At 73.3% G+C, this 19,740-nt stretch carries 20 protein-coding genes, 1 tRNA gene and 1 riboswitch; of the genes, 10 read left to right on the forward strand and 11 right to left on the reverse strand.

Annotated elements, in window-relative coordinates; translation table 11 throughout:
• From ACLWS4_RS30350 to ACLWS4_RS30380, 7 genes are all read right to left on the reverse strand, one after another.
• The coding region (locus ACLWS4_RS30350) for an enoyl-CoA hydratase-related protein (protein ID WP_416875793.1) at positions 1-411 on the reverse strand (411 nt) is incomplete at its 3' end.
• Positions 408-1,295, reverse strand: a complete 888-nt coding sequence (gene mmsB / locus ACLWS4_RS30355) for a 3-hydroxyisobutyrate dehydrogenase (protein WP_416875794.1) — start codon at positions 1,293-1,295, stop codon at positions 408-410. The genes mmsB and ACLWS4_RS30350, both read right to left, overlap by 4 nt.
• Positions 1,292-2,356: an enoyl-CoA hydratase/isomerase family protein gene (locus ACLWS4_RS30360; protein WP_416875846.1), complete on the reverse strand. Its 1,065-nt coding sequence runs from the start codon at positions 2,354-2,356 to the stop codon at positions 1,292-1,294. Before ACLWS4_RS30360 ends, mmsB begins: the two co-directional genes overlap by 4 nt.
• Positions 2,356-3,498 carry an acyl-CoA dehydrogenase family protein gene (locus tag ACLWS4_RS30365; RefSeq protein WP_117486425.1) on the reverse strand — a complete coding sequence of 381 codons (1,143 nt, stop codon included), beginning with the start codon at positions 3,496-3,498 and terminating at the stop codon, positions 2,356-2,358. The genes ACLWS4_RS30360 and ACLWS4_RS30365 overlap by 1 nt, the downstream gene beginning before the upstream one ends.
• Positions 3,499-3,506: 8 nt before the next feature.
• Positions 3,507-5,006, reverse strand: a complete 1,500-nt coding sequence (locus ACLWS4_RS30370) for a CoA-acylating methylmalonate-semialdehyde dehydrogenase (protein ID WP_074003487.1) — start codon at positions 5,004-5,006, stop codon at positions 3,507-3,509.
• Positions 5,007-5,215: 209 nt separating this feature from the next.
• A riboswitch (cobalamin riboswitch) is annotated at positions 5,216-5,407 on the reverse strand.
• 126 nt (positions 5,408-5,533) lie between these two features.
• Entirely contained in the window at positions 5,534-6,577 is a 1,044-nt protein-coding gene (locus ACLWS4_RS30375; protein ID WP_416875795.1) for an alcohol dehydrogenase catalytic domain-containing protein, read from the reverse strand.
• Between the two features lie 117 nt (positions 6,578-6,694).
• Positions 6,695-6,765 (reverse strand) — tRNA-Cys (locus tag ACLWS4_RS30380).
• Between the two features lie 206 nt (positions 6,766-6,971).
• Between ACLWS4_RS30380 and ACLWS4_RS30385 the strand changes: the two genes are divergently transcribed.
• A complete protein-coding gene (locus tag ACLWS4_RS30385; protein ID WP_375877506.1) occupies positions 6,972-7,784 on the forward strand; it encodes a hypothetical protein in 813 nt (270 codons plus the stop codon).
• Positions 7,785-7,791: 7 nt separating this feature from the next.
• Here ACLWS4_RS30385 and ACLWS4_RS30390 read toward each other — a convergent pair whose 3' ends face one another.
• From ACLWS4_RS30390 to ACLWS4_RS30400, 3 genes are all read right to left on the reverse strand, one after another.
• Positions 7,792-8,451 carry a polysaccharide deacetylase family protein gene (locus ACLWS4_RS30390; RefSeq protein WP_380776043.1) on the reverse strand — a complete coding sequence of 220 codons (660 nt, stop codon included), beginning with the start codon at positions 8,449-8,451 and terminating at the stop codon, positions 7,792-7,794.
• Between the two features lie 261 nt (positions 8,452-8,712).
• Positions 8,713-8,985 (reverse strand): hypothetical protein, encoded by a 273-nt coding sequence (locus ACLWS4_RS30395; protein ID WP_416875796.1) that lies wholly within the window; start codon positions 8,983-8,985, stop codon positions 8,713-8,715.
• Positions 8,982-10,136: an inorganic phosphate transporter gene (locus ACLWS4_RS30400; RefSeq protein ID WP_380742430.1), complete on the reverse strand. Its 1,155-nt coding sequence runs from the start codon at positions 10,134-10,136 to the stop codon at positions 8,982-8,984. The genes ACLWS4_RS30395 and ACLWS4_RS30400 overlap by 4 nt, the downstream gene beginning before the upstream one ends.
• 370 nt (positions 10,137-10,506) lie before the next feature.
• Here ACLWS4_RS30400 and ACLWS4_RS30405 point away from each other — a divergent pair, with 370 nt between their 5' ends.
• The 6 genes from ACLWS4_RS30405 to ACLWS4_RS30430 all read left to right on the forward strand — a co-directional run bounded on the left by ACLWS4_RS30405 (position 10,507) and on the right by ACLWS4_RS30430 (position 17,000).
• Complete coding sequence (locus tag ACLWS4_RS30405) at positions 10,507-11,598, forward strand: fatty acid desaturase family protein (protein ID WP_416875797.1); 1,092 nt, start codon at positions 10,507-10,509, stop codon at positions 11,596-11,598.
• Between the two features lie 62 nt (positions 11,599-11,660).
• Positions 11,661-12,824, forward strand: a complete 1,164-nt coding sequence (locus ACLWS4_RS30410; RefSeq protein ID WP_416875847.1) for a glycosyltransferase family 4 protein — start codon at positions 11,661-11,663, stop codon at positions 12,822-12,824.
• A gap of 20 nt (positions 12,825-12,844) precedes the next feature.
• The gene (locus ACLWS4_RS30415) at positions 12,845-13,711 is read left to right on the forward strand and encodes an alpha/beta fold hydrolase (protein WP_416875798.1); all 867 of its coding nucleotides are present in this window, start codon (positions 12,845-12,847) and stop codon (positions 13,709-13,711) included.
• A gap of 274 nt (positions 13,712-13,985) precedes the next feature.
• Positions 13,986-15,278 carry an extracellular solute-binding protein gene (locus tag ACLWS4_RS30420; RefSeq protein WP_416875799.1) on the forward strand — a complete coding sequence of 431 codons (1,293 nt, stop codon included), beginning with the start codon at positions 13,986-13,988 and terminating at the stop codon, positions 15,276-15,278.
• Positions 15,268-16,179, forward strand: a complete 912-nt coding sequence (locus tag ACLWS4_RS30425; protein WP_416875800.1) for a carbohydrate ABC transporter permease — start codon at positions 15,268-15,270, stop codon at positions 16,177-16,179. Before ACLWS4_RS30420 ends, ACLWS4_RS30425 begins: the two co-directional genes overlap by 11 nt.
• Entirely contained in the window at positions 16,176-17,000 is an 825-nt protein-coding gene (locus ACLWS4_RS30430; RefSeq protein WP_053112138.1) for a carbohydrate ABC transporter permease, read from the forward strand. The genes ACLWS4_RS30425 and ACLWS4_RS30430 overlap by 4 nt, the downstream gene beginning before the upstream one ends.
• A 75-nt stretch (positions 17,001-17,075) precedes the next feature.
• Here ACLWS4_RS30430 and ACLWS4_RS30435 read toward each other — a convergent pair whose 3' ends face one another.
• Positions 17,076-17,687, reverse strand: coding sequence for a TetR/AcrR family transcriptional regulator (locus ACLWS4_RS30435; protein WP_416875801.1), 612 nt, complete (start codon positions 17,685-17,687; stop codon positions 17,076-17,078).
• Positions 17,688-17,831: 144 nt separating this feature from the next.
• Between ACLWS4_RS30435 and ACLWS4_RS30440 the strand changes: the two genes are divergently transcribed.
• The 3 genes from ACLWS4_RS30440 (at position 17,832) to ACLWS4_RS30450 (ending at position 19,696) form a co-directional block, all read left to right on the forward strand.
• The gene (locus ACLWS4_RS30440) at positions 17,832-18,776 is read left to right on the forward strand and encodes an alpha/beta fold hydrolase (RefSeq protein WP_416875802.1); all 945 of its coding nucleotides are present in this window, start codon (positions 17,832-17,834) and stop codon (positions 18,774-18,776) included.
• 129 nt (positions 18,777-18,905) lie between these two features.
• The gene (locus ACLWS4_RS30445; protein ID WP_049653355.1) at positions 18,906-19,211 is read left to right on the forward strand and encodes a GNAT family N-acetyltransferase; all 306 of its coding nucleotides are present in this window, start codon (positions 18,906-18,908) and stop codon (positions 19,209-19,211) included.
• A gap of 131 nt (positions 19,212-19,342) precedes the next feature.
• Positions 19,343-19,696 (forward strand): antibiotic biosynthesis monooxygenase family protein, encoded by a 354-nt coding sequence (locus ACLWS4_RS30450; protein ID WP_380781778.1) that lies wholly within the window; start codon positions 19,343-19,345, stop codon positions 19,694-19,696.
• Positions 19,697-19,740: the final 44 nt, after the last annotated feature.

Genomic DNA, 19,740 nt, shown 5'->3' on the forward strand with positions numbered 1-19,740 from the left:
GATGACGCCGAGCTTGATCTCCGGCTGCCCGAACTTCGCGGTGTCCGCCGCCAGCAGGACGTCGCACAGCATGGCCAACTCGCAGCCGCCGCCCAGCGCGTAGCCCGCGACGGCCGCGACGACGGGCTTGCGCAGGGCGCCGAAGCGGTCCCAGGCGGCGAACCAGTCGCCGAGGTAGGCGTCGACGAAGTCGAGCGACTGCATCTCCTTGATGTCGGCGCCGGCCGCGAAGGCCTTCTCCGAGCCGGTGACCACCAGGCAGCCGATCTCCGAGTCCCGGTCGAACTCCGTTGCTGCCGCGACGACTTCGTTCATCAGCCGGGTGTTGAGCGCGTTGAGCGCCTTGGGCCGGTCGAGTGTGATCAGCCCCACCCGGCCCTTGCGCTCGACCAGGATCGTCCCGTACGTCATGCGGCGCCCTCCCGGAGGGTGGTGATGATGGCGGAGAAGTCCAGCCCGGCGCCCTCGTCCTGGGCGAAGGCGGCGTACAACTCGGCGGCCCGTCGGCCCAGTTCGGCCGGGACGGCGGAGGCGGTGGCGGCGTCGGCGGCCAGCCCGAGGTCCTTGGCCATCAGGGTGGCCGCGAATCCGGCCGCGTAGTCGCGGTTGGCGGGGCTGGCCGGGACGGGGCCGGGGACGGGACAGTTGGCGGTGAGCGCCCAGCACTGGCCGGAGGCGGTGGAGGCCACGTCGAACAGGGCCTGGTGGCTGAGCCCGAGGCTCTCCCCGAGGACGAAGGCCTCGCTGACCGCGATCATGGAGACGCCGAGGATCATGTTGTTGCAGATCTTCGCCGCCTGGCCGGCGCCGGACCCTCCGCAGTGGACGACCCGCCGGCCCATCGCCGCCAGCAGCGGCTCGGCGTCGGCGAAGTCGGCGGCGTCCGCGCCGACCATGAAGGTCAGGCCGGCCGCCTCGGCGCCGGCCACGCCGCCGGAGACCGGTGCGTCGACGGCCCGGTGCCCGGCGAGCCGGGCGAGGTCGGCGGCCACCCGGGCGTCCCCGACCGCGATGGTGGAGCAGTCCACGAACAGCGCGCCGCTCGGCGCCGCCGCCGTCAACTCACCGTAGGCGTCCAGGACATGGCGTCCGGCCGGGAGCATGGTGACGACCGTCCCGGCCGCCGCCACCGCCTGCGCCGCCGAGGCGGCCACGGCGACGCCGTTCCCGGCGGCGCGCTCCCGGGCGTCCGGGGCCAGGTCGTAGCCGGTCACCCGGTGTCCGGCCTTGACGAGGTTGGCGGCCATCGGGCCGCCCATGTTGCCGAGTCCGATGAATCCGATCGTCTGGGTCACCAGCGCTCCAGGGGTGTGGTGGCGGCGAGGCCGAGTTCACGGTCGCCGAGCGGGGCGAAGTAGCGGTCCACGGCGGCGGGTTCGACGGCGCTCAGGGTCGCCGGGCTCCACCGCGGGGTGCGGTCCTTGTCGATCACCTGGGCCCGGATGCCCTCGGCGAGGTCCGGTGTGGCGAGCGCCGCGCAGGAGGTGCGGTACTCCTGGTCGAGGACGGCCTCCAGCGGGCCGAGTGCCCGGGCCCGGCGCAGGGCCGCGAGCGTCGCCTTCACGGCGGTCGGGGAGTTGGCGGCGATCCGGTCGGCGGCCTTCTTGGCCTCGGGTTCGCCGCTCTCCCGCAGCCGGTCGAGGATCTCCTCCACGGTGCCGGCCGCGTAGCAGTGGTCGATCCATCCGCGCTGCGCGTCCAGCACGCCGGCCGGCGCGGGCCCGACGTTCCGTTCCAGGGCGTCGTGGACGGGCAGTTCGGCCAGGTCGTCCAGCAGTGCGGGCAGCCGCTCGGCGGGCACGAAGTGGTCGGCGAGCCCGCACAGCAGCGCGTCCCCGGCGCCGACGGATCCCGCGGTCAGGGCGAGGTGGGTGCCCGACTCCCCCGGCGCGAGGGCGAGCAGGTAGGTGCCGCCGACGTCGGGGACGAAGCCGATGCCGGCCTCCGGCAGGGCGACCCGGGTGCTCTCCGTGACGATCCGGACGCTGCCGTGGGCGGAGACGCCGACCCCGCCGCCCATCACGATGCCGTTCATCACGGCGACGTAGGGCTTCGGGTAGCGGGCGATCCGGGCGTTGAGGCGGTACTCGTCGCGCCAGAACTCCTCGACGGCGCCCGGGTCGCCGCCGGTGGCGGCGCGGTGGATGGCGACGATGTCGCCGCCCGCGCAGAAGGCCCGCTCACCGGCGCCGGTGATCACGACGGTCTCCACGTCGCCGTCCCGCTCCCACGCGTCCAGTGCGGCGGAGATCCTCCGCACCATGCCGTGGGTGAGGGCGTTCAGGGCCGCCGGGCGGTTGAGGACGATCAGACCCGCCCGGCCCTCGCGCTGGACGAGCACCTCGTCCGTACCCATCACGCGGCCCCGGTCAGGCCGCGGGCGACGATGACGCGCATGATCTCGTTGGTCCCTTCCAGGATCTGGTGCACCCGCAGGTCGCGGACGATCTTCTCGATGCCGTACTCGGCCAGGTAGCCGTAGCCGCCGTGGAGTTGGAGCGCCTGGTTGGCCACCTCGAAGCCGGTGTCGGTGGCGTGGCGCTTGGCCATCGCGCACAGCTCCGGCGCCCGGGGGTCGCCCCGGTCCAGCGCGGCGGCGGCCCGCCAGAGCAGCGATCTGGCGGCCTCCAGCTCCGTGGCCATGTCGGCGAGCCGGAACCGCAGCGCCTGGGCGTGCAGCAGCGCGGCCCCGAACGCCTCCCGGTCGGCCAGGTGCCGGGTGGCCCGCTCCAGGGCGTCCTGCGCGCCGCCGACGGAGCAGGCGGCGATGCCGAGCCGGCCGCCGTTCAGTCCGTTCATGGCGATCCGGAAGCCCTCGCCCTCCCCGCCGAGCAGGCGGTCGGCGGGGAGCCGGACGCCGTCCAGCAGCACCTGCCGGGTCGGCTGGGCGTTCCAGCCCATCTTCTTCTCGTTCGCTCCGAAGGAGACGCCCGGGTCGTCCCGCTCCACCAGGAACGCGGAGACGCCCCGGGCCCCCGGGCCGCCGGTGCGGGCCATCACCACGTACACCTGCGAGGTGCCGGCGCCCGAGACGAACTGCTTGACGCCGTCCAGGACCCAGTGGTCCCCGTGCCGGCGGGCCCGGGTGGCCAGCGCGGCGGCGTCCGAGCCCGCGCCCGGCTCGGTGAGGCAGTAGCTGCCGAGCAGCTCCGTCGAGCAGAGCCCGGGCAGCAGCCGGGCGCGCTGGGCGGGGCTGCCGTAGCGGTCGATCATCCAGGCGACCATGTTGTGGATCGACAGGTAGCCGGCGATGGACGGGCAGCCGGTCGCCAGCGCCTCGAAGACGAGCACGCCGTCCTGGCGGCCGAGCTCCGAGCCGCCCGCCTCCTCCCGCACGTAGACGCCGCCGAGGCCCAGGTCGGCGGCCTTGCGCAGGACGTCGACCGGGAAGTGCTTGGCCTGGTCCCACGCGACGGCGTGCGGGGCGAGGTGCTCGCGGGCGAAGTCCCGGGTGGTCGCGACGATGGCGAGCTGGTCGTCGGTCAGATGGGTGTGCACGGCGCGCCTCAGCCCATCGTCGGGATGGTGAAGCTCGCGCCCTCCTTGGCCCCGGAGGGCCAGCGCGAGGTGACGGTGCGGGTGCGGGTGTAGAAGCGGATCGAGTCCGGCCCGTGCTGGTTGAGGTCCCCGAACGCGGAGCGCTTCCAGCCGCCGAAGGTGTGGTAGGCGATCGGCACCGGGATGGGCACGTTGACCCCGACCATGCCGGTGTTCACCCGCCGGGCGAAGTCCCGGGCGGTGTCGCCGTCCCGGGTGTAGATGGCCACCCCGTTGCCGAACTCGTGCTCGCTGGGCAGCCGCAGCGCCTCCTCGTAGTCGGCGGCACGCACCACGGTGAGCACCGGCCCGAAGATCTCCTCCCGGTAGATCCGCATGCCGGGCGTGACCCGGTCGAACAGCGAGGCACCGAGGAAGTAGCCGTCCTCGTGCCCCGCCAGCCGGAAGTCCCGTCCGTCGACGACGAGTTCGGCGCCCTCCTCGACCCCGAGGTCCAGGTAGCCGCGCACCCGCGCCAGCGCGTCGGCGCCGACCAGCGGGCCGAAGTCCGCCGCCGGGTCGTCCGAGCGCCCGACCTTGAGCGCGCCGATCCGCTCGACCAGCTTCGCCACCAGGGCGTCCGCCGTCGCCTCCCCCACCGGGACGGCCACCGAGATCGCCATGCAGCGCTCCCCGGCCGAGCCGTACCCGGCGCCGATCAGCGCGTCCGCCGCCTGGTCGAGGTCGGCGTCCGGCATCACGATCAGGTGGTTCTTGGCCCCGCCGAAGCACTGCGCCCGCTTCCCGTGCGCGGCGGCGGTGGCGTACACGTACTGGGCGACCGGCGTGGAGCCGACGAAGCCGAGCGCCTGGACGCGCGGGTCCTCCAGCAGGGTGTCCACGGCCTCCTTGTCACCGTTGACGACATTGAGCACGCCCGGCGGCAGCCCGGCCTCCAGGAACAGCTCGGCCAGCCGCAGCGGCACCGAGGGGTCGCGCTCCGAGGGCTTGAGCACGAAGGCGTTCCCACAGGCCAGCGCGGGCGCGGCCTTCCAGAGCGGGATCATCGCCGGGAAGTTGAACGGCGTGATGCCCGCGACCACGCCGAGCGGCTGGCGCATCGAGTACACGTCGATGCCCGTCCCGGCGTTGTCGCTGAACTCGCCCTTCAGCAGGTGCGGGATGCCGGCGGCGAACTCCACGACCTCCAGGCCGCGTTGGATGTCGCCGTGGGCGTCGGCCACGGTCTTGCCGTGCTCGGCGGAGAGCAGCCGGGCCAGCTCGTCCTTCTCCTGCTCGACGAGTTGGAGGAAGCGCAGCAGGACGCGGGCCCGCCGCTGCGGGTTCCAGGCGGCCCACGCGGGCTGGGCCTGCGCGGCGTCGGCGATCACCGCCTCGACCTCGGCGCGGCTCGCCAGGGGCACCCGGGCCTGCACCCGGCCGGTGTTGGGGTCGTACACGTCGCCGAAGCGGCCGGAGGTGCCGGCGGTGGGCTTGCCGGCGATGAAGTGGGTCAGTTCTCGGACCATCGGTTCCTTCTCTCGACAGGGGTGGGGAGAGGAGGAATGGAGGCCGCCGCCTGCTGGCGGGCGCACGGTGGTGCGCCCCTCGGCACGGGCGTACGGCGGTGTGACGGTACGTCAGGACGCGGGCGCCCCGGCGGTCGTCGGCACGGGACAGCCAGGCGCGGTGGAACGGGAGCAGCCCGGAGTCATGTGTGTCGTCTCCATCCTCGTGGAAAACACGAACCACCCGCGGCCGGTATCCTGACTCCCGGATCACCGCACGCCCTCAGGCCTTCCCGGCTGGCTGCCAGTGGCCGTCATCTGCGAGGACGGACTCCCCGGTCACAGTGGCGGGACCGTGCCGGACTCACACCGGCTTCCCTGACACCGCGGACCTGCCGTCGACCATATAGTTGGACGTCCTAGTAAGTCCAGGGGTACGCGCCCGCGCCGCGCCGCCGGAGGGCCGCTCACCCCCGTCCACCTGCCCGGACACGCCGGGAGCCGGCCCCGAGGGACCGGCTCCGAGGGCCGGCTCCGATGACCGCCGCTCAGCGGCCGGTGGTGACGACCATGCGGAAGCGGGCCCGGTTGGCGGCCATCTTCTCCACCGCCGCCGCGGTCCGCTCCAGCGGCACCTCCTCGACCCAGGCCCGCACCCCCGTCCGCGCCGCGAAGCGCAGCGTGTCCTGGGTGTCGACCGCGATGCCCGAGGAGTGCGCGTAGACCTTCCGGTCGCCCTGGATCAACTGCAGGGCGCTCAGCTGCAGCGGCTCCGCCGGGAGTCCGACCATGACGAGCTCGCCCCGACGGGTGATCCCGTCGATCGTCGCCACCACGGCGGGCGCGTTGGTGACGGTGGACAGGACCACCTTCGCACCTCCCAACTGCCGTAGGGCCTCGGCGACATCGCCCGCGGTGCTGTCGATGTAGTGGGCGGCGCCGAGCCGGAGCGCGAGCGGCCCCTTCTCCTGGCCGCGGGCGATGGCGACGGTACGGAAGCCCATCTTCTCGGCGAACTGGACGCCCAGGTGGCCGAGTCCGCCGATCCCCAGGATGGCGACGGTGTCCCCGGGCCGTGCGGCGGAGCGGCGCAGGGCGTTGAAGACCGTCACCCCCGCGCAGGCCAGCGGCGCCGCCTCGACCGCGGTGAGCTCGTCCGGGACCGCCGCCAGGGCCACGGCCGGGACGACGACGGAGTCGGCGAACCCGCCCGGATAGGCGACGCCGGGGATCTCGACCCGTGCGCAGTGCAGGCCGTCGCCCGCCCGGCACGCGTCGCAGTGCCCGCAGCTGCCGCCGTACCAGCCGACCGCGACCCGGTCGCCGACCCGCCAGCCCTCCACGCCCTCGCCGAGGGCGTCGACGCGGCCGGCGATCTCGTGCCCCGGGGTGATCGGGAAGGTGCTGCCGGGCAGCAGGCCGCTGGCGATGAGCAGGTCGGAGTGGCAGACCCCGCACGCCTCCACGGTGATCCGCACGGCTCCCGGGCCGGGCTCCCGCGAGGGGACCTCGACCAGCTCGGGGGCCGCACCCGGCCCCGCGACCTGGACGGCGCGCAGCGCGGCGGCCGAGCCGCTGGGGGAGGTGGTCATGAGCGATCCCTTCGCCGGGTGATGTGCCCCGGAGCCCCAGGTGACCGCACCGCTCGTCCTGTTCCGGGCGCGCCTTTCGAGACGGATCGAAATGTCTCGAAAGAACTCGGAAGTAAAAGGTGGAGATAGGAATCGAACCCATCTGAACGGCCCTGCAAGCCGCCGCCTAGCCACTCGGCCACTCCACCCCGACAACGATGGAAACATTACACGCACATGAACACGGACCCTGACCAGAATTCCCCGGGAACGGCGATGTTTCACCCCATGGGGCTCTTAGTGCGTCTAGTGTTATTTCTTTCGACATGGCGCCGGTAGGGTCCGACGAGCCAGCGCGTAAAAGACCGGGTGCGCTAGCCTGTGCCGATATCTCCGACCCGATGGGATTTCACTGATGGCCGTTGAGGAATCACGGTTCACCCATACCGCGGAGCCGCTCTGCGGAACCGCCGCGAACCGGTGCCAGTACAAGAACCTGCCCCTGCGCGACCTTCCCCCACTCGGCGTCGTGCGCCGCGCCAGGATCGCCCGCGAGGGCCTGCGCGAGCGCCGCGCCGACGTTCCGGCGCCCGGCCGGCCCTCCCGGTTCGCCGAGGGGGACTGGGTCCGGGTGAAGGACGAGGCCGCGGTGCGCGCCACCCTCGACGACAAGGACCGCCACCGCGGCCTGTGGTTCACCGGCAGCCAGTGGTCGTTCTGCGGCGGTGTCTACCAGGTCGAGCGCATCGTGCGCCGCATGATCGACGACCACTACCGGGTACGGCGCCTGTCGGGCACCGTCGCCCTGGCCGGCGCCACCTGCCACGGCGCCGACGGCGCCCAGGGCTGCGGGCTGGACTGCGCCCTGCTGTTCCGCGACGAATGGCTGGAGCCCGCGCCCGCGCCGGTCCCCGCCCCCCGTCCCGTCGCCCTGTGGGCGACCGTGCGCGGCCTCGCGGAGATCCGCGCGACCCTCGACCCCGACGGGCGCCTGCACGGCGTCCCCTTCCAGCCGGGGATGGAACACCACACCGGCACCCGTCACAGCGCCCTCGAACTGCGCCACCGGTCCCTCGCCTGGTGGCAACACCCCACCGGGGGGCGCTGGTTCATCCTCGACGGCCTGCGCTGCGGTGGCGAGCCGCTCGCCACCGGCTGCGACCGGCGGTGCGCCCTGCTCTGGCACGAGTCCTGGCTGCACCTGGAGCCGGCCGCCACCGCCCCCTGACCGACCGTCAGCGCAGCCAGCGGTCGCGCACCAGCTTCGCGGTCAGGTGCAGCGGCCCGTCCCGGTCGCCGACGTAACATCGGGGAAGCGCGAACTCCCCGCCGTGGACACCGGGGCTGACCGCGCACCCGTACCCGTACCCGGTGTGCGCCACCGCCTCCACGGCGGCGCCGTCGAGCGAACCGTACGGGTAGCAGAACCCCTCGACCGACCGGCCCGTGAGGTCCTCCAGCACGTGGCGGCTGTCGGCGACCTGGGCCGCCAGATCCCGCGCCCCCAGGCCCGCCAGCCGCCGGTGCGTCAGCCCGTGCGAGCCGATCTCCACCCCCTCGGCGGCGGCCTCGCGGACCTGGGCCGCCGTCATCAGCGGCTTGCGCGGGCCCTGCTCGTCCCAGTCGTTGTACCCCCCGAGCCGGCCGGCCACCACGTAGACCGTCGCCGTGAAGTCGTACTCCGCCAGTGCGGGCAGGGCCTCCTCCACGAAGTCGCGGTATCCGTCGTCGAAGCTGAGCCCCACCTTTCCCGCGGCGGTTCCGTTCCGGTGGGAACGCATCAGCTCGCCCACCGACACCCCGCGCAGTCCGCGCGCGGACAGCCAGCGCAGCTGGCGGCGGAATCGCGCGGGGTCGACGGTGATCAGATAGGGATCCTCGGTCGCCGACGTCACCGAGTGGTACATCAACGTCCACGGGAGACGCGCCGCATCCAGGTCGGGCGCGCTTTCCGAACTATTGCGTGGTCGAACGAGTCGCATGTTCCGCTCCTGCTGTCCAGTGGCCCCGTCCGTTCAGGTGGCCCTCGGAGAAATTGCATTCTGGCAGCGTCGGGCCCGGCTTCCATTCGCGCCAGGCGACTCCGTACCATTTCACCCGGTTGCCGGAGCGGAATTCGGCGGGGCCCGCCCGGGCCGGGCCGGGGCGGCGGACGGTCAGCGGTGGTTGACGATGACGTAGATGCCCCAGCCGATCGCCGCGAGCACCAGCGCGAAAATGAGTCCGGCCAGGGTGGAGCCGACCGGGCCGGCGGTGGGCCGGACGGCCACCGCCTCGTCGGCCGGGCCGGACGGGTCCGACGGACCGGACGGAGCGGACGGGTTGAGCAGGCGCAGGCCGAGGGCGAACAGCGCGGGCAGGCCGGCACCGGTGACCAGGCCCACCACGACGATCTTCCACACCGCGTCCAGGTTGACCCAGGAGTTCACGACCTCACCTCGTCCTTGACGGGCTCCGGGGCCACCGAACCGGTCCAGGCGGCGTTGACGTTCTCCGGCGTCACGGCCGGGTAGCGGGAGGCGGCGAAGAAGGCGACCGACGCCAGCACCAGCACGGTGAAGATCACCGCCACCCCGGTCGTCCCGCCGATCCCGTTCGCGGTCCAGTAGGCCACCGCGCCGACCCCCGCCGCGGCCGGCAGGGTGAGCAGCCAGGCCGCCACCATCCGGCGGGCGAGCTGCCAGCGCACCACGGCACCGCTCCGCCCGATCCCCGAGCCCAGGATCGACCCGGTGGCCACGTGGGTGGTGGAGAGCGAGTAGCCGAAGTCGGTGGAGCAGAGGATCACCGCGGCCGAGGCCGACTCGGCGGCCATCCCCTGCGGCGGCTCGATCTCCACCAGCCCCTTGCCCAACGCGCGGATCACCCGCCAGCCGCCGATGTAGGTGCCCAGGGCGATCGCCAGCGCGCAGGAGACGATCACCCAGTCCGGCGCCTTCGCCCCGGCCTGCAGGGTGCCGTTGGCGATCAGGGCCAGGGTGATGGCGCCCATGGTCTTCTGCGCGTCGTTGGTGCCGTGGGCGAGCGACACCATGGAGGCCGAGCCGATCTGGCCGAGCCGGAACCCGCGCCCGCGCGGGCCCTCGGGCACGTCCCGGGTGAGGCGGTAGACCAGGAGGGTGCCGACCACCGCCACCCCGCCGGCGATGAACGGCGACAGCGCCGCGGGCACGATCACCTTGGAGACCAGCCCCTGCCACTTGACGGCCGAGGTCCCGGCCGCCGCCACCGTCGCCCCGACCACCCCGCCGATCAGCGCGTGCGAGGAGCTGGAGGGGATCCCGAGGAACCAGGTGGCCAGGTTCCACAGGATGCTGCCGGTCAGGCCGGCGCACACCACCGTCAGGGTCACCTCCCCGCTGGCGACCAGGCCGTTGGCGATGGTCGCCGCCACGGCGGTCGACAGGAACGCGCCGACCAGGTTGAGCACCGCCGAGACGGCGACCGCGACGCGCGGCGGGAGGGCGCCGGTCACGATCGAGGTCGCCATCGCGTTGCCGGTGTCGTGGAAGCCGTTGGTGAAGTCGAAGCCCAGCGCCGTGACGACCATCAGCGCCAGGACCGCGTCGTTGCCGGTCACGGACCCGAACCTAGCCCGCGTACCGGGACACGCCCGGTTCGGCGACGACCCGGCGCGCCGCGCGGCGAAGGGCCGCCATCCGGTCGGATCAACATACGGTCGCGCCCCCTCGCCTGCCGGACGGACCGCCCCAGGAGCCCGATCGCGTCGACGGCCTCCCCACAACCCACTCCCCCGGCGGCAGCCCGTACGGATTCCCGACCTCCGAACGGCGGGCCGTCAGCCCGTGGCCGCCACCCGCCCGATCGGGTCGCATTCACCGGCAGCGCGGGACACCGACGGGTCGGGTACGGAAGGCTCAGGGCTTTCGAGCCCCAGGCACGCAGCACGGACACGGTCGGCCGGGGCGGCCCGAGACCGGATTGGTGGCATGACCGTTCAGGACATCCCGGACCCCCCGAGCACCGGGACCGCCCGGCGCGGCGAGTTCGCCGAACTGTACCGGCGCGTGGCGCAGGCCGGTCTGCTGCGTCGGCGCCCGCTGTACTACGCGTGCCGGAGCGCGGCACTGCTGGCCGCGCTGGCGGGGCTGCTGGCCGGGTTCACGGCGCTCGGCGCGAGCTGGTGGCAGCTCGGCCTGGCGCCGCTGTTCGCCCTCGTACTGGGCCAGTTGGCGCTGCTCGGCCATGACGTCGCGCACCGCGCGGTGTTCGCCGACCGCCGGACGACCGACCTGGTGGGCATCGTGCTGGGGAACCTGGTGGTCGGCATGAGCTACGGCTGGTGGGTCGACGACCACAACCGGCACCACGCCCACCCGAACCGCGAGGGCCAGGACCCGGCCGCCGACTCCCTCCTCTTCGCCCGGACCGCCCAACAGGCCGATCGGACACGGGGGTTGCGGCGGTTCGTGGCACGGCACCAGGCGGCACTGTTCTTCCCGCTGCTGTCCCTCCAGGCACTCGGCCTGCTCGTCGCCACCGGCCTGACCCTCACCCGCGGCACCGTCAGGTACCCGGCGCTGGAACGCACCCTCGCCGTACTGCACTACGCCGTCGCGGCGGCCCTGACCGTCCTCGTGCTCTCCCCGCTCCAGGCGCTCGCCTTCACCGCGCTGTTCGGGGCACTGTTCGGCGTCTACCTGGGCTGCATCTTCGCCCCCAACCACAAGGGCATGCCGATGACCGGCCCCGGCGCCGAGCGCACCGACTACCTCCGGCGGCAGGTGCTGCCCTCCCGCAACCTGCGGGCCGGCCGGTTCGTCCACTTCCTCTTCGGCGGCCTCGGCCTCCAGATCGAGCACCACCTCTTCCCGGCCATGCCGGTCGCGGCGCTGCGCCCGGCCTCGCGCATCGTGCGCGCCTACTGCGCGGAGATCGGCGTGCCGTACGCCGAGGCGGGTCTGACCGCCTGTTTCCGGGAGATCCTGCGGGACCTGCGCGCGGTCGGCCGGTCCGTCCCGGCCCGCCCGGAGGCCGCGGCCGCGACGAAGAGCACGGCACCTGCGGAGGCTGCCCGGTGAGCGGGGTCCTGCCCGGGCCGGCGGCGCCCGCCGCGGCCGGTCCGGCCCCCGGCGGCGAGCGGCTGCGGGTGGTGATCGTCGCCGAGTCCTTCGCCCCGCAGGTCAACGGCGTGGCCCACAGCGTGCTCCGGACCGCCGAGCACCTCCTGGCCCGGGGGCACGTCCCGCTGGTGGTGGCCCCGGCGGCCCAGCGCCGCACGAGCGGGAACGCCAGTGCGAGCGAGCCGTACGAGTCGGCGTACGGCTACCGGGTGGTTCGCGTCCCGTCCGTCCCGCTGCCCGGCTACCCGGAGGTGCGGGTCGCCCTCCCCGGGCGCCGGGTGGCCGACGCCGTCGAGCAGCACCGCCCCCATGTGGTGCACCTGGCGGGCCCGTTCGCCCTCGGGGCGGCCGGAGCGGCGGCGGCCGGGCGCGCGGGCGTCCCCGTCGTCGCCGTCTACCAGACCGACCTCGCCGCGTACGCCCGGACCTACCTGCCGTTCGCCGGAGCCGCCGGGGCCCGGCTGGCCTGGCACCGGCTGCGGCTCATCCACACGGCGGCCGCGCGGACCCTGGCGCCGTCCCGGGCGTCGCTCGACGCCCTGACGGCCCACGGGGTCCCCCGGGTCCACCTGTGGCCGCGCGGCGTCGACTGCGTGCGCTTCCACCCCGGCCACCGGGACGAGGCCCTGCGCCGGCGCCTCGGCCGGCCCGGCGAGGTGCTGGTCGGCTACGTCGGGCGGCTGGCGCCGGAGAAGCAGGTCGAGCGGCTGGCCGAGGTGTCCCGGCTCCCGGGCGTACGGCTGGTGGTGGTCGGCGACGGCCCCAGCCGCGCCCGACTGGCCGCCGCGCTGCCGGACGCGCTCTTCCTGGGCCGCCGCACCGGGCACGAACTCGCCCGGCTCTACGCCTCGTTCGACGTCTTCGCGCACACCGGACCGTTCGAGACCTTCGGCCAGACCCTCCAGGAGGCGATGGCCAGCGGCCTGCCCGTCATCGCCCCCGCCGTCGGCGGACCGCTCGACCTGGTCCAGCCCGGACGCACCGGCTTCCTCGTCCCGCCCGGCGCGGGCACCGGGTTCCGGGAGGCGGTGGAACGGCTCGCCTGGGACGCGGAACTCCGCCGGGCGTTCGGCCAGGCGGGCCGGGCCGCGGTCGTGGAACGCAGCTGGGAGGCGGTCGGCGACCGGCTCGTCGACCACTACCGGCTCGCGCTGGCGGAGTCCTCCGCCGCGGGGCGCGGGTGAGACCGAGGAACGGACCCGTCATGCACCAGCCGCTCGCCACCGCGTACGTACCCGGCGCCCACCCGGACGCCGACACCGCCGTGTTCCTGCACGGGCTCGGCGGCTGGACCCACAACTGGGCCGCCCTGATCGAGCGCCTCCGGTCGTCGGTCCACTGCCTGGCCCTCGACCTCCCCGGCTTCGGCCGCTCCGCTCCCCCTCCCGACGGCCTCGTCACCGTCGGGCGCCAGGCCGCGGCCGTCGCCCGCCACCTCGTCCGCACCGGGCACCGCCGCGTCCACCTGGTCGGCAACTCGCTCGGCGGCCTGACCGCCCTCCACCTCGCCGCCCACCGCCCGGAGCTGGTCGCCACCCTGACCCTCGTCTCCCCGGTCCTGCCCGCCCTCCCACCGCCGCAGGCCCTGCGGATCTCCCTGCTGGGCCTGCCGGGCGCCGCCCGCCTGTACGCCCGACTGCTGTCCACCCGGGGCCCCGACCGCCAGCTCGACGACCTCTACCGCCTGATCTACGCCGACCCGTCCCGCGTCAACGCCGAGCAGCGGGCGACCGAAGTGCGCGAGCGCCTGCGCCGTGCCGAACTCCCGTACAACCAGCAGATGTTGGTGGAGGGCGTGCGCGCCGTCGTCCGGGCCCACCTCCGACTGCCGGGCGAGCCCTCGCCCTGGCACCAGGCCCGCCGGGTCACCGCCCCCACCCTGCTCGTCTTCGGCCGCGAGGACCGCCTCGTCCCCTTCCGTACGGCGGCCCGGTCCTACACGGCCTTCCGGGACGCCCGGCTCCTCACCCTGCCCGGCGTCGGCCACGTCGCCATGCAGGAACACCCCGACGCCGTGGCCGCGGCCTTCCGCGCCCTGCTCCCGGAGGCCCGCCGCACGCCCGGCGGGTGAGCCTCGCTATTGGTCTACTCCAATCTGTCCTGAATACGTCGTCACAGCAGGCGCCGGCCTGCCGTTCACTGTTCCTCCCGGGCGGCCGGGCTCGCTGCCGCATGACCCGTCGACCTGGGAGGTGCGAATGCGAAGGGCCTCGCCCCATCCGAACGTTGGGGTCTCCGCCGGGCCCGGAGTCGGACGTCTTCCGGCCGAATGTCCGCTCCCCCGCGACGCAAGCTGATCTGATGGGTAGTCAAAAGGTCACCCCCACAGTGAACTTGGAGACCCCATGGCCATTCGCGCGTCCTGCCGCCCCCTGGTCCTCACCCTGCTCCTGTCCCTGGCCGCGGCCGGATGCGGCGGCTCCGGCTCGGGCAGCGGTTCCGGGGCCGGCGGCAAGCTGACGGTGTGGCTGGCCGTGGACGCCCAGGAGAACTGGCCACAACTGGTCCAGTCCACCAACGACCGCTTCGCCAAGGCCCACCCCGGGGTCCGGGTCGACGTCCAGTACCAGCAGTGGACGACGAAGAACCAGAAGCTGGACGCCGTCCTCGCCGGGAAGAACGTGCCCGACGTGGTGGAGATGGGCAACAGCGAGACCACCAACTACATCGTCAACGGCGCTTTCGCCACCCTCGACCCGGCCCGCTTCGACCAGTCGGACGCCTGGCTGCCGGCGCTCGCCGACGCCTGCCGCGACAACGGCAAGGTCTACTGCGTGCCCTACTACGTCGGGGCCCGGGTCGGTGTCTACCGCACCGACTACTTCACCCAGGCCGGTGTGCCGGGCGCCCCGAAGACGTACCCCGAACTGCTCTCCGCGTTCGACCGGCTGAAGAGCACCTTCGGCACCCAGGACCCGAACTTCTCCGCCCTCTACATGCCCGGCCGCTACTGGTACGCGGCCATGGCCTTCCTGAAGGACGCGGGCGGCGAGATCGCGGTGAAGGACGGCAACCGCTGGAAGGCCTCGCTGTCCTCGCCCAACTCCGTCGCCGGGCTCACCGAGTGGAAGCGGCTGATCGACGCCTACTACGTCGGCGACCGCGCCAAGGACAACGGCGACCAGCCGGCCGTCGTCGGCCAGGGCCGCGTGGGCGTCTTCTACGGCAACACCTGGGAGGCCGGCGCCGCCGCCGACGAACGCTCCGGCGGGGACCCGAAGCTGAAGGACAAGTTCGCCACCTTCCCCTTCCCCGGCCCGTCCGGCAAACTCCTGCCGCCCTTCCTCGGCGGCTCCACCCTGGCCGTGCCGGCCAAGTCGACGCGCAAGGACCTGGCCGCCGACTGGATCAGGCTGTTCACCGACCGGGAGTCGCAGAAGACGCTGATCGCCGCGAACACCCTGCCCAACAACACCACCCAGCTGACCGAGGTCGCCGCCGGCGGCATCAACGGCCCCGCCGCCCAGGCCGCGGCGACCGGGGGCTGGATGACCCCGTTCGCGCCCGGCTGGACGTCGGTGGAGAAGTCCAACGTCCTGCCCGAGATGCTGGAGCGGATCGCCAACGGCAAGACGTCGGTGCAGGACGCCGCGCGGGAGGCGGACCGGCGGATCGACGAAGTGATCAATGAGCGCTGACCGGGTCCGGCGGCGGCGTCCGCTGCTGCCGTACCTGCTGATCGGCCCGACCGTCCTCGCCCTCGTCCTGGTGCTCGGCTACCCGCTCGTGGACATGGTCGTCCTCTCCTTCCAGGACATGACCCGCGAGCAGCTGTTCGGCGGCACCTCGCCGCCATGGGCCGGGCTGGACCAGTTCCGCAGGATCCTCGGGGACGGGTTCTTCTGGACGGTGGTCGGCCGCACGGTGCTCTTCACCGCGGTGTGCGTCGCCCTCACCGTGCTCTGCGGGCTGTTCACCGCCCGGCTGATGCACCGGGTCTCCCCGTGGGTGCGCGCCGTCATCGCCGGGGTGCTGGTCACCGTGTGGGCCATGCCCGTCATGGTCGCCTCGTCGGTCTTCCGCTGGCTCTTCGACGCCGACTACGGCGTGGTGAACTGGCTGCTCTCGAACCTGCCCGGGGTCGACCTGGCCCGCCACAACTGGTTCACCAACCCCTGGCAGGGGTTCACCGTCATCGTCGCCGTCGTGGTGTGGGGCTCGCTGCCGTTCGCCGCGATCACCCTGCGGGCCGCGCTGGCCCAGGTCCCGCCCGAACTGGAGGAGTCCGCGGTCCTCGACGGGGCCCGGCCCCTCCAGGTCTTCCGGCACGTCACCCTGCCGGTGATCAGACCGGTCCTCGTCATGGTGACCACGCTGTCGGCCATCTGGGACTTCGGCGTCTTCAACCAGATCTGGCTCATGCGCGGCGGCCAGCCCGAGCGGGAGTACTACCTGCTGGGCGTCTACTCCTTCATCGAGTCCTTCGCCGTGAACCGGTACAGCACCGGGGCCGCGATCGCGCTCGTGACCGTCGTCCTGCTGCTCGCCGGATCGGTCGTCCACCTGCGTCAGATGCTCAGGACGGGAGAGATCGAATGAGGCGACGGCGGTCGCTGGGCCACGACCTGCTCGGACTGCTCGTCGCCGCGGTGATCGGCTTCCCCGTCTACTGGATGGTGCTCACCGCGTTCCGGCCGGCCACCGAGATCCTGAGCCTGCCACCGAAGTTCTGGCCGGGCCGCCCCACGCTCGACAACTTCGCCCGGGCGCTGGGCACCGAGACCTTCTGGGCCAACGTCCGCTCCAGCGTCGTCATCGGCATCGGCACCGTCCTGGTGTCGCTGGTCGTCGGCGCGCTCGCCGCCTTCGCCCTCGCCCGCTTCCGCTTCGCGGGCCGCAAGGCCTTCGTCGTGGTGATCCTCATCGTCCAGATGGTCCCGCTGACGGCCCTGATCATCCCGGTCTACCTGCTGCTGAACGACGTCGGGATGACCGACAGCCTCACCGGCGTGGTCCTCACCTACCTGGTGTTCACGCTGCCGTTCACGGTCTGGATGCTGCGCGGCTTCATCGCCGGGGTCCCCGTGGAACTCGAGGAGGCGGCCATGGTCGACGGCTGCGGCCGGCTCGGCGCGTTCCGCCGGGTGGTGCTCCCGCTGCTCGCACCCGGCATCGTCGCCACCTCCGTCTTCGCCCTCGTCCAGGCGTGGAACGAGTACGTCCTCGTCTACATCCTGCTGTCGACTCCGGAGAAGCAGACCGTCAGCATCTGGCTGGTCTCCTTCCAGACCAGCTTCGGGACCGACTACGGCGGTCTCATGGCCGGTGCCACCCTGACCGCCCTGCCCGTCGTGGTCTTCTTCCTCCTCGTCCAGCGCAGGATCGCCTCCGGCCTCGCCGTCGGCGCGGTCAAGGGCTGAGCCCCGCCGCGCCGGCGACCGCGCCGCCGGGCCACCGGTCGGGCACCGTCGCCCGCCCGGTGGCCCGGGCACCCGTCAGCTCGCGGCGTCGCCCTCGGCGGCCGCCCGGGCGAGGGAGTCCGCCACCGTCGCGCAGGCCAGCCGGGCCACGGAGCGCAGCTCGGCGTCCGGGGTGCCGGCCCGGCTCAGGACGGCCAGCGACTGGTTGACGGCGACGACGAAGGTGGCGAGCTCGTCGAGCGTCCGGGCGTCGGCCGGGGAGTCCGCCAGCGCGGCGCGGACCCGTCGGTGCTGCAGGTCGAGGAGGCCGCGCACCCGCGCGCCGCTCTCCTCCGTCAGCGTCGGCGACTGCGCGGCGGACTGGGCGACGAGGCACCCGGCGGGCACCGACGGGTCGGCGATGCGGTCCAGGACGACGTCGAAGAACGCCTCGACGGCGCGCACCGGGTCACCGGGGTGAGCGGCGAACGCCTGCTCGTACCGGGCGCCGTAGATCGACGCGTAGCGGTCGAGGCACTGGTGGAACAGGGCGTCCTTGCTGCCGAAGGTGCCGTAGAGGGAGCCCCGGCCGAGGCCGGTGGCGGAGCCGAGGGCGTCCAGTGAGGCGTCCGCGTACCCGCGCTGCCAGAACACCCGCATGGCCCGGTCGAGGGCCTCCCCGACGTCGAACTGCTTCCGGCCGGACACCGTACGAACCTCCCGTTTCACCCGTCTGCCATGAGCCTACCCGCGTCCTGGACCGATCGGTCAAACAATCTTTGACCGATCGGTCCAGGATGGCTACCGTGACGGCCAGTGGCCAGATCAGCCGGCACCGCGAAAGGAAAGATCATGAGCCAGTCACCCACGCCCGAAGGCCCCGGCTCCGTCGCCGGGGCGCCGAACCTCCCGGCCGGATTCGCGCGGACCTTCACCAGCCGGTACGTCGACACCGGGCACCTGCGCCTGCACGCCGTCACCGGCGGCGAGGGTCCGCCGCTGCTGCTGCTCGCCGGCTGGCCGCAGACCTGGTACGCCTGGCGCCTCCTGATGCCCGCGCTGGCACGGGACTTCCAGGTCGTCGCCGTCGATCCGCGCGGCGTCGGACTGTCCGACAAGCCCCTGGACGGGTTCGACACCGGCACGCTCGCCCGCGACCTGGTGGCGCTCATGGACGCGCTCGGGCACCACCGGTTCGCCACGGTCGGACACGACGTCGGCATGTGGACCGGCTACGCCCTGGCCGCGGACCACCCCGACCGGCTCGAACGCCTGGCCGTCGCCGAGGCCGCGATCCCCGGGCTCTCCCCCACGCCGCCGCTCTTCGGCAGCCAGGAGGCCAACGACCGGCTCTGGCACTTCGCCTTCAACCGCCTCGCCGGCGTCAACGAGCAGCTGGTCGCCGGGCGGGAGCACCTCTACTTCGGCCACCAGTTCGCCACGAAGGCCGCGAAGCCCCTGCCCGACCACGCCGTCCGGCACTACGTCGACATCCTCGCCGCCGATCCGCAGGCGCTGCGCTGCAGCTTCGAGTTCTACCGCGCGCTGGACACCACCATCGCCCAGAACCGGCAGCGCGCGGCCCGACGGCTCTCCCTCCCCGTCCTGGCGATCGGCGGAGCGGCGAACCTCGGCGCCTCGGTCGGCGCGACGATGCGGCTGGCCGCCGACGACGTGGAGACCCTGGTCCTCCCCGACTGCGGCCACTACCCCGCCGAGGAGTCCCCGGAGGCGATGCTCTCCGCCCTGACGGCGTTCCTGGCGCCGTACCGCACCGGGCGGACCGTCTCGGGCTGAGACCGTCCACACCCACCCTCCCCACGCGTCGCGGCAGACAAATGTTGAGGATTCAACTATGCTGCTCCCAGCGGCGCCGGCCACCAGCGGTCGTCCGCCGAGGCGACCCGCCGCACCCGAGGAGGAACCGTGGAGCAGACCGTCACCGACAACACCGAGAAGTCCCGCTTCGAGATCCACGACGGCGGCGAACTCGCCGGCTTCGCCGAGTACCACCGCTCCGGCGACGAGATCGCCTTCATCCACACCGAGATCGACCCCCGCTTCGAGGGCCGAGGCCTCGCCGGCCGACTGGCCCGCGCCGCCCTGGACACGGCACGCGACCAGCACCTCGCCGTCCTCCCCTACTGCCCCTTCATCCGCGGCTGGATCACCAAGCACCCCGAGTACGCCGACCTGGTCCCCGCCACCCACCGGGCCCGCTTCGGCCTCTGAGCAGCCGCGTACCGCGCCGTCCGGGCCGCCGCGGGAGGGCCCGGACGGCTTCGGTCAAGATCCCGAACCCTTGTCCCACCGTTCGGTAAAGACACTGGATCACCGGACGCGTGCCGCCCTACGGTGGCGGCATGAGTGATCACTCCGAAGCACCCGTCGCACCCGTCCAGGCCTTTGAACCCCCGTACTACGTCGCCGTCTTCACCACGGTCCGGACGCAGGACCAGAGCGACTACAGCGAGACCAACGCCCGCATGGAAGAGCTGGTGAACGACATCCCCGGGTACCTGGGGATGGACCACGCGCAGACGCCCGGCGGACTGGGCATCACCGTCGGGTACTTCCGCGACGCCGACGCCCTCACGGAGTGGCGGACCAACGCCGAGCACCGCGCCGCGCAGAAGCGCGGGCGGGCCGACTGGTACCAGAACTACACACTGCACGTGGCGAAGGTGGAGCGCAGCCACGGGTTCGTGCGGGCGTAGCTCCCGCGACTCCCGACCGGGAGACGGCGGGAGCCCCCCGGGTG

The sequence above is a fragment of the Kitasatospora sp. SC0581 genome (genome assembly GCF_048159585.1).
Classification (GTDB): Bacteria; Actinomycetota; Actinomycetes; order Streptomycetales; family Streptomycetaceae; genus Kitasatospora.

Coding starts and splice junctions, on each gene's coding strand:
- ACLWS4_RS30360 (WP_416875846.1), bottom strand. CDS start 2,356: ATGGGTACGGACGAGGTGCTCGTCCAGCGCGAGGGCCGGGCGGGTCTG.
- ACLWS4_RS30370 (WP_074003487.1), bottom strand. CDS start 5,006: ATGGTCCGAGAACTGACCCACTTCATCGCCGGCAAGCCCACCGCCGGC.
- ACLWS4_RS30375 (WP_416875795.1), bottom strand. CDS start 6,577: ATGACCACCTCCCCCAGCGGCTCGGCCGCCGCGCTGCGCGCCGTCCAG.
- ACLWS4_RS30385 (WP_375877506.1), top strand. CDS start 6,972: ATGGCCGTTGAGGAATCACGGTTCACCCATACCGCGGAGCCGCTCTGC.
- ACLWS4_RS30405 (WP_416875797.1), top strand. CDS start 10,507: ATGACCGTTCAGGACATCCCGGACCCCCCGAGCACCGGGACCGCCCGG.
- ACLWS4_RS30415 (WP_416875798.1), top strand. CDS start 12,845: ATGCACCAGCCGCTCGCCACCGCGTACGTACCCGGCGCCCACCCGGAC.
- ACLWS4_RS30420 (WP_416875799.1), top strand. CDS start 13,986: ATGGCCATTCGCGCGTCCTGCCGCCCCCTGGTCCTCACCCTGCTCCTG.
- ACLWS4_RS30425 (WP_416875800.1), top strand. CDS start 15,268: ATGAGCGCTGACCGGGTCCGGCGGCGGCGTCCGCTGCTGCCGTACCTG.
- ACLWS4_RS30430 (WP_053112138.1), top strand. CDS start 16,176: ATGAGGCGACGGCGGTCGCTGGGCCACGACCTGCTCGGACTGCTCGTC.
- ACLWS4_RS30440 (WP_416875802.1), top strand. CDS start 17,832: ATGAGCCAGTCACCCACGCCCGAAGGCCCCGGCTCCGTCGCCGGGGCG.
- ACLWS4_RS30450 (WP_380781778.1), top strand. CDS start 19,343: ATGAGTGATCACTCCGAAGCACCCGTCGCACCCGTCCAGGCCTTTGAA.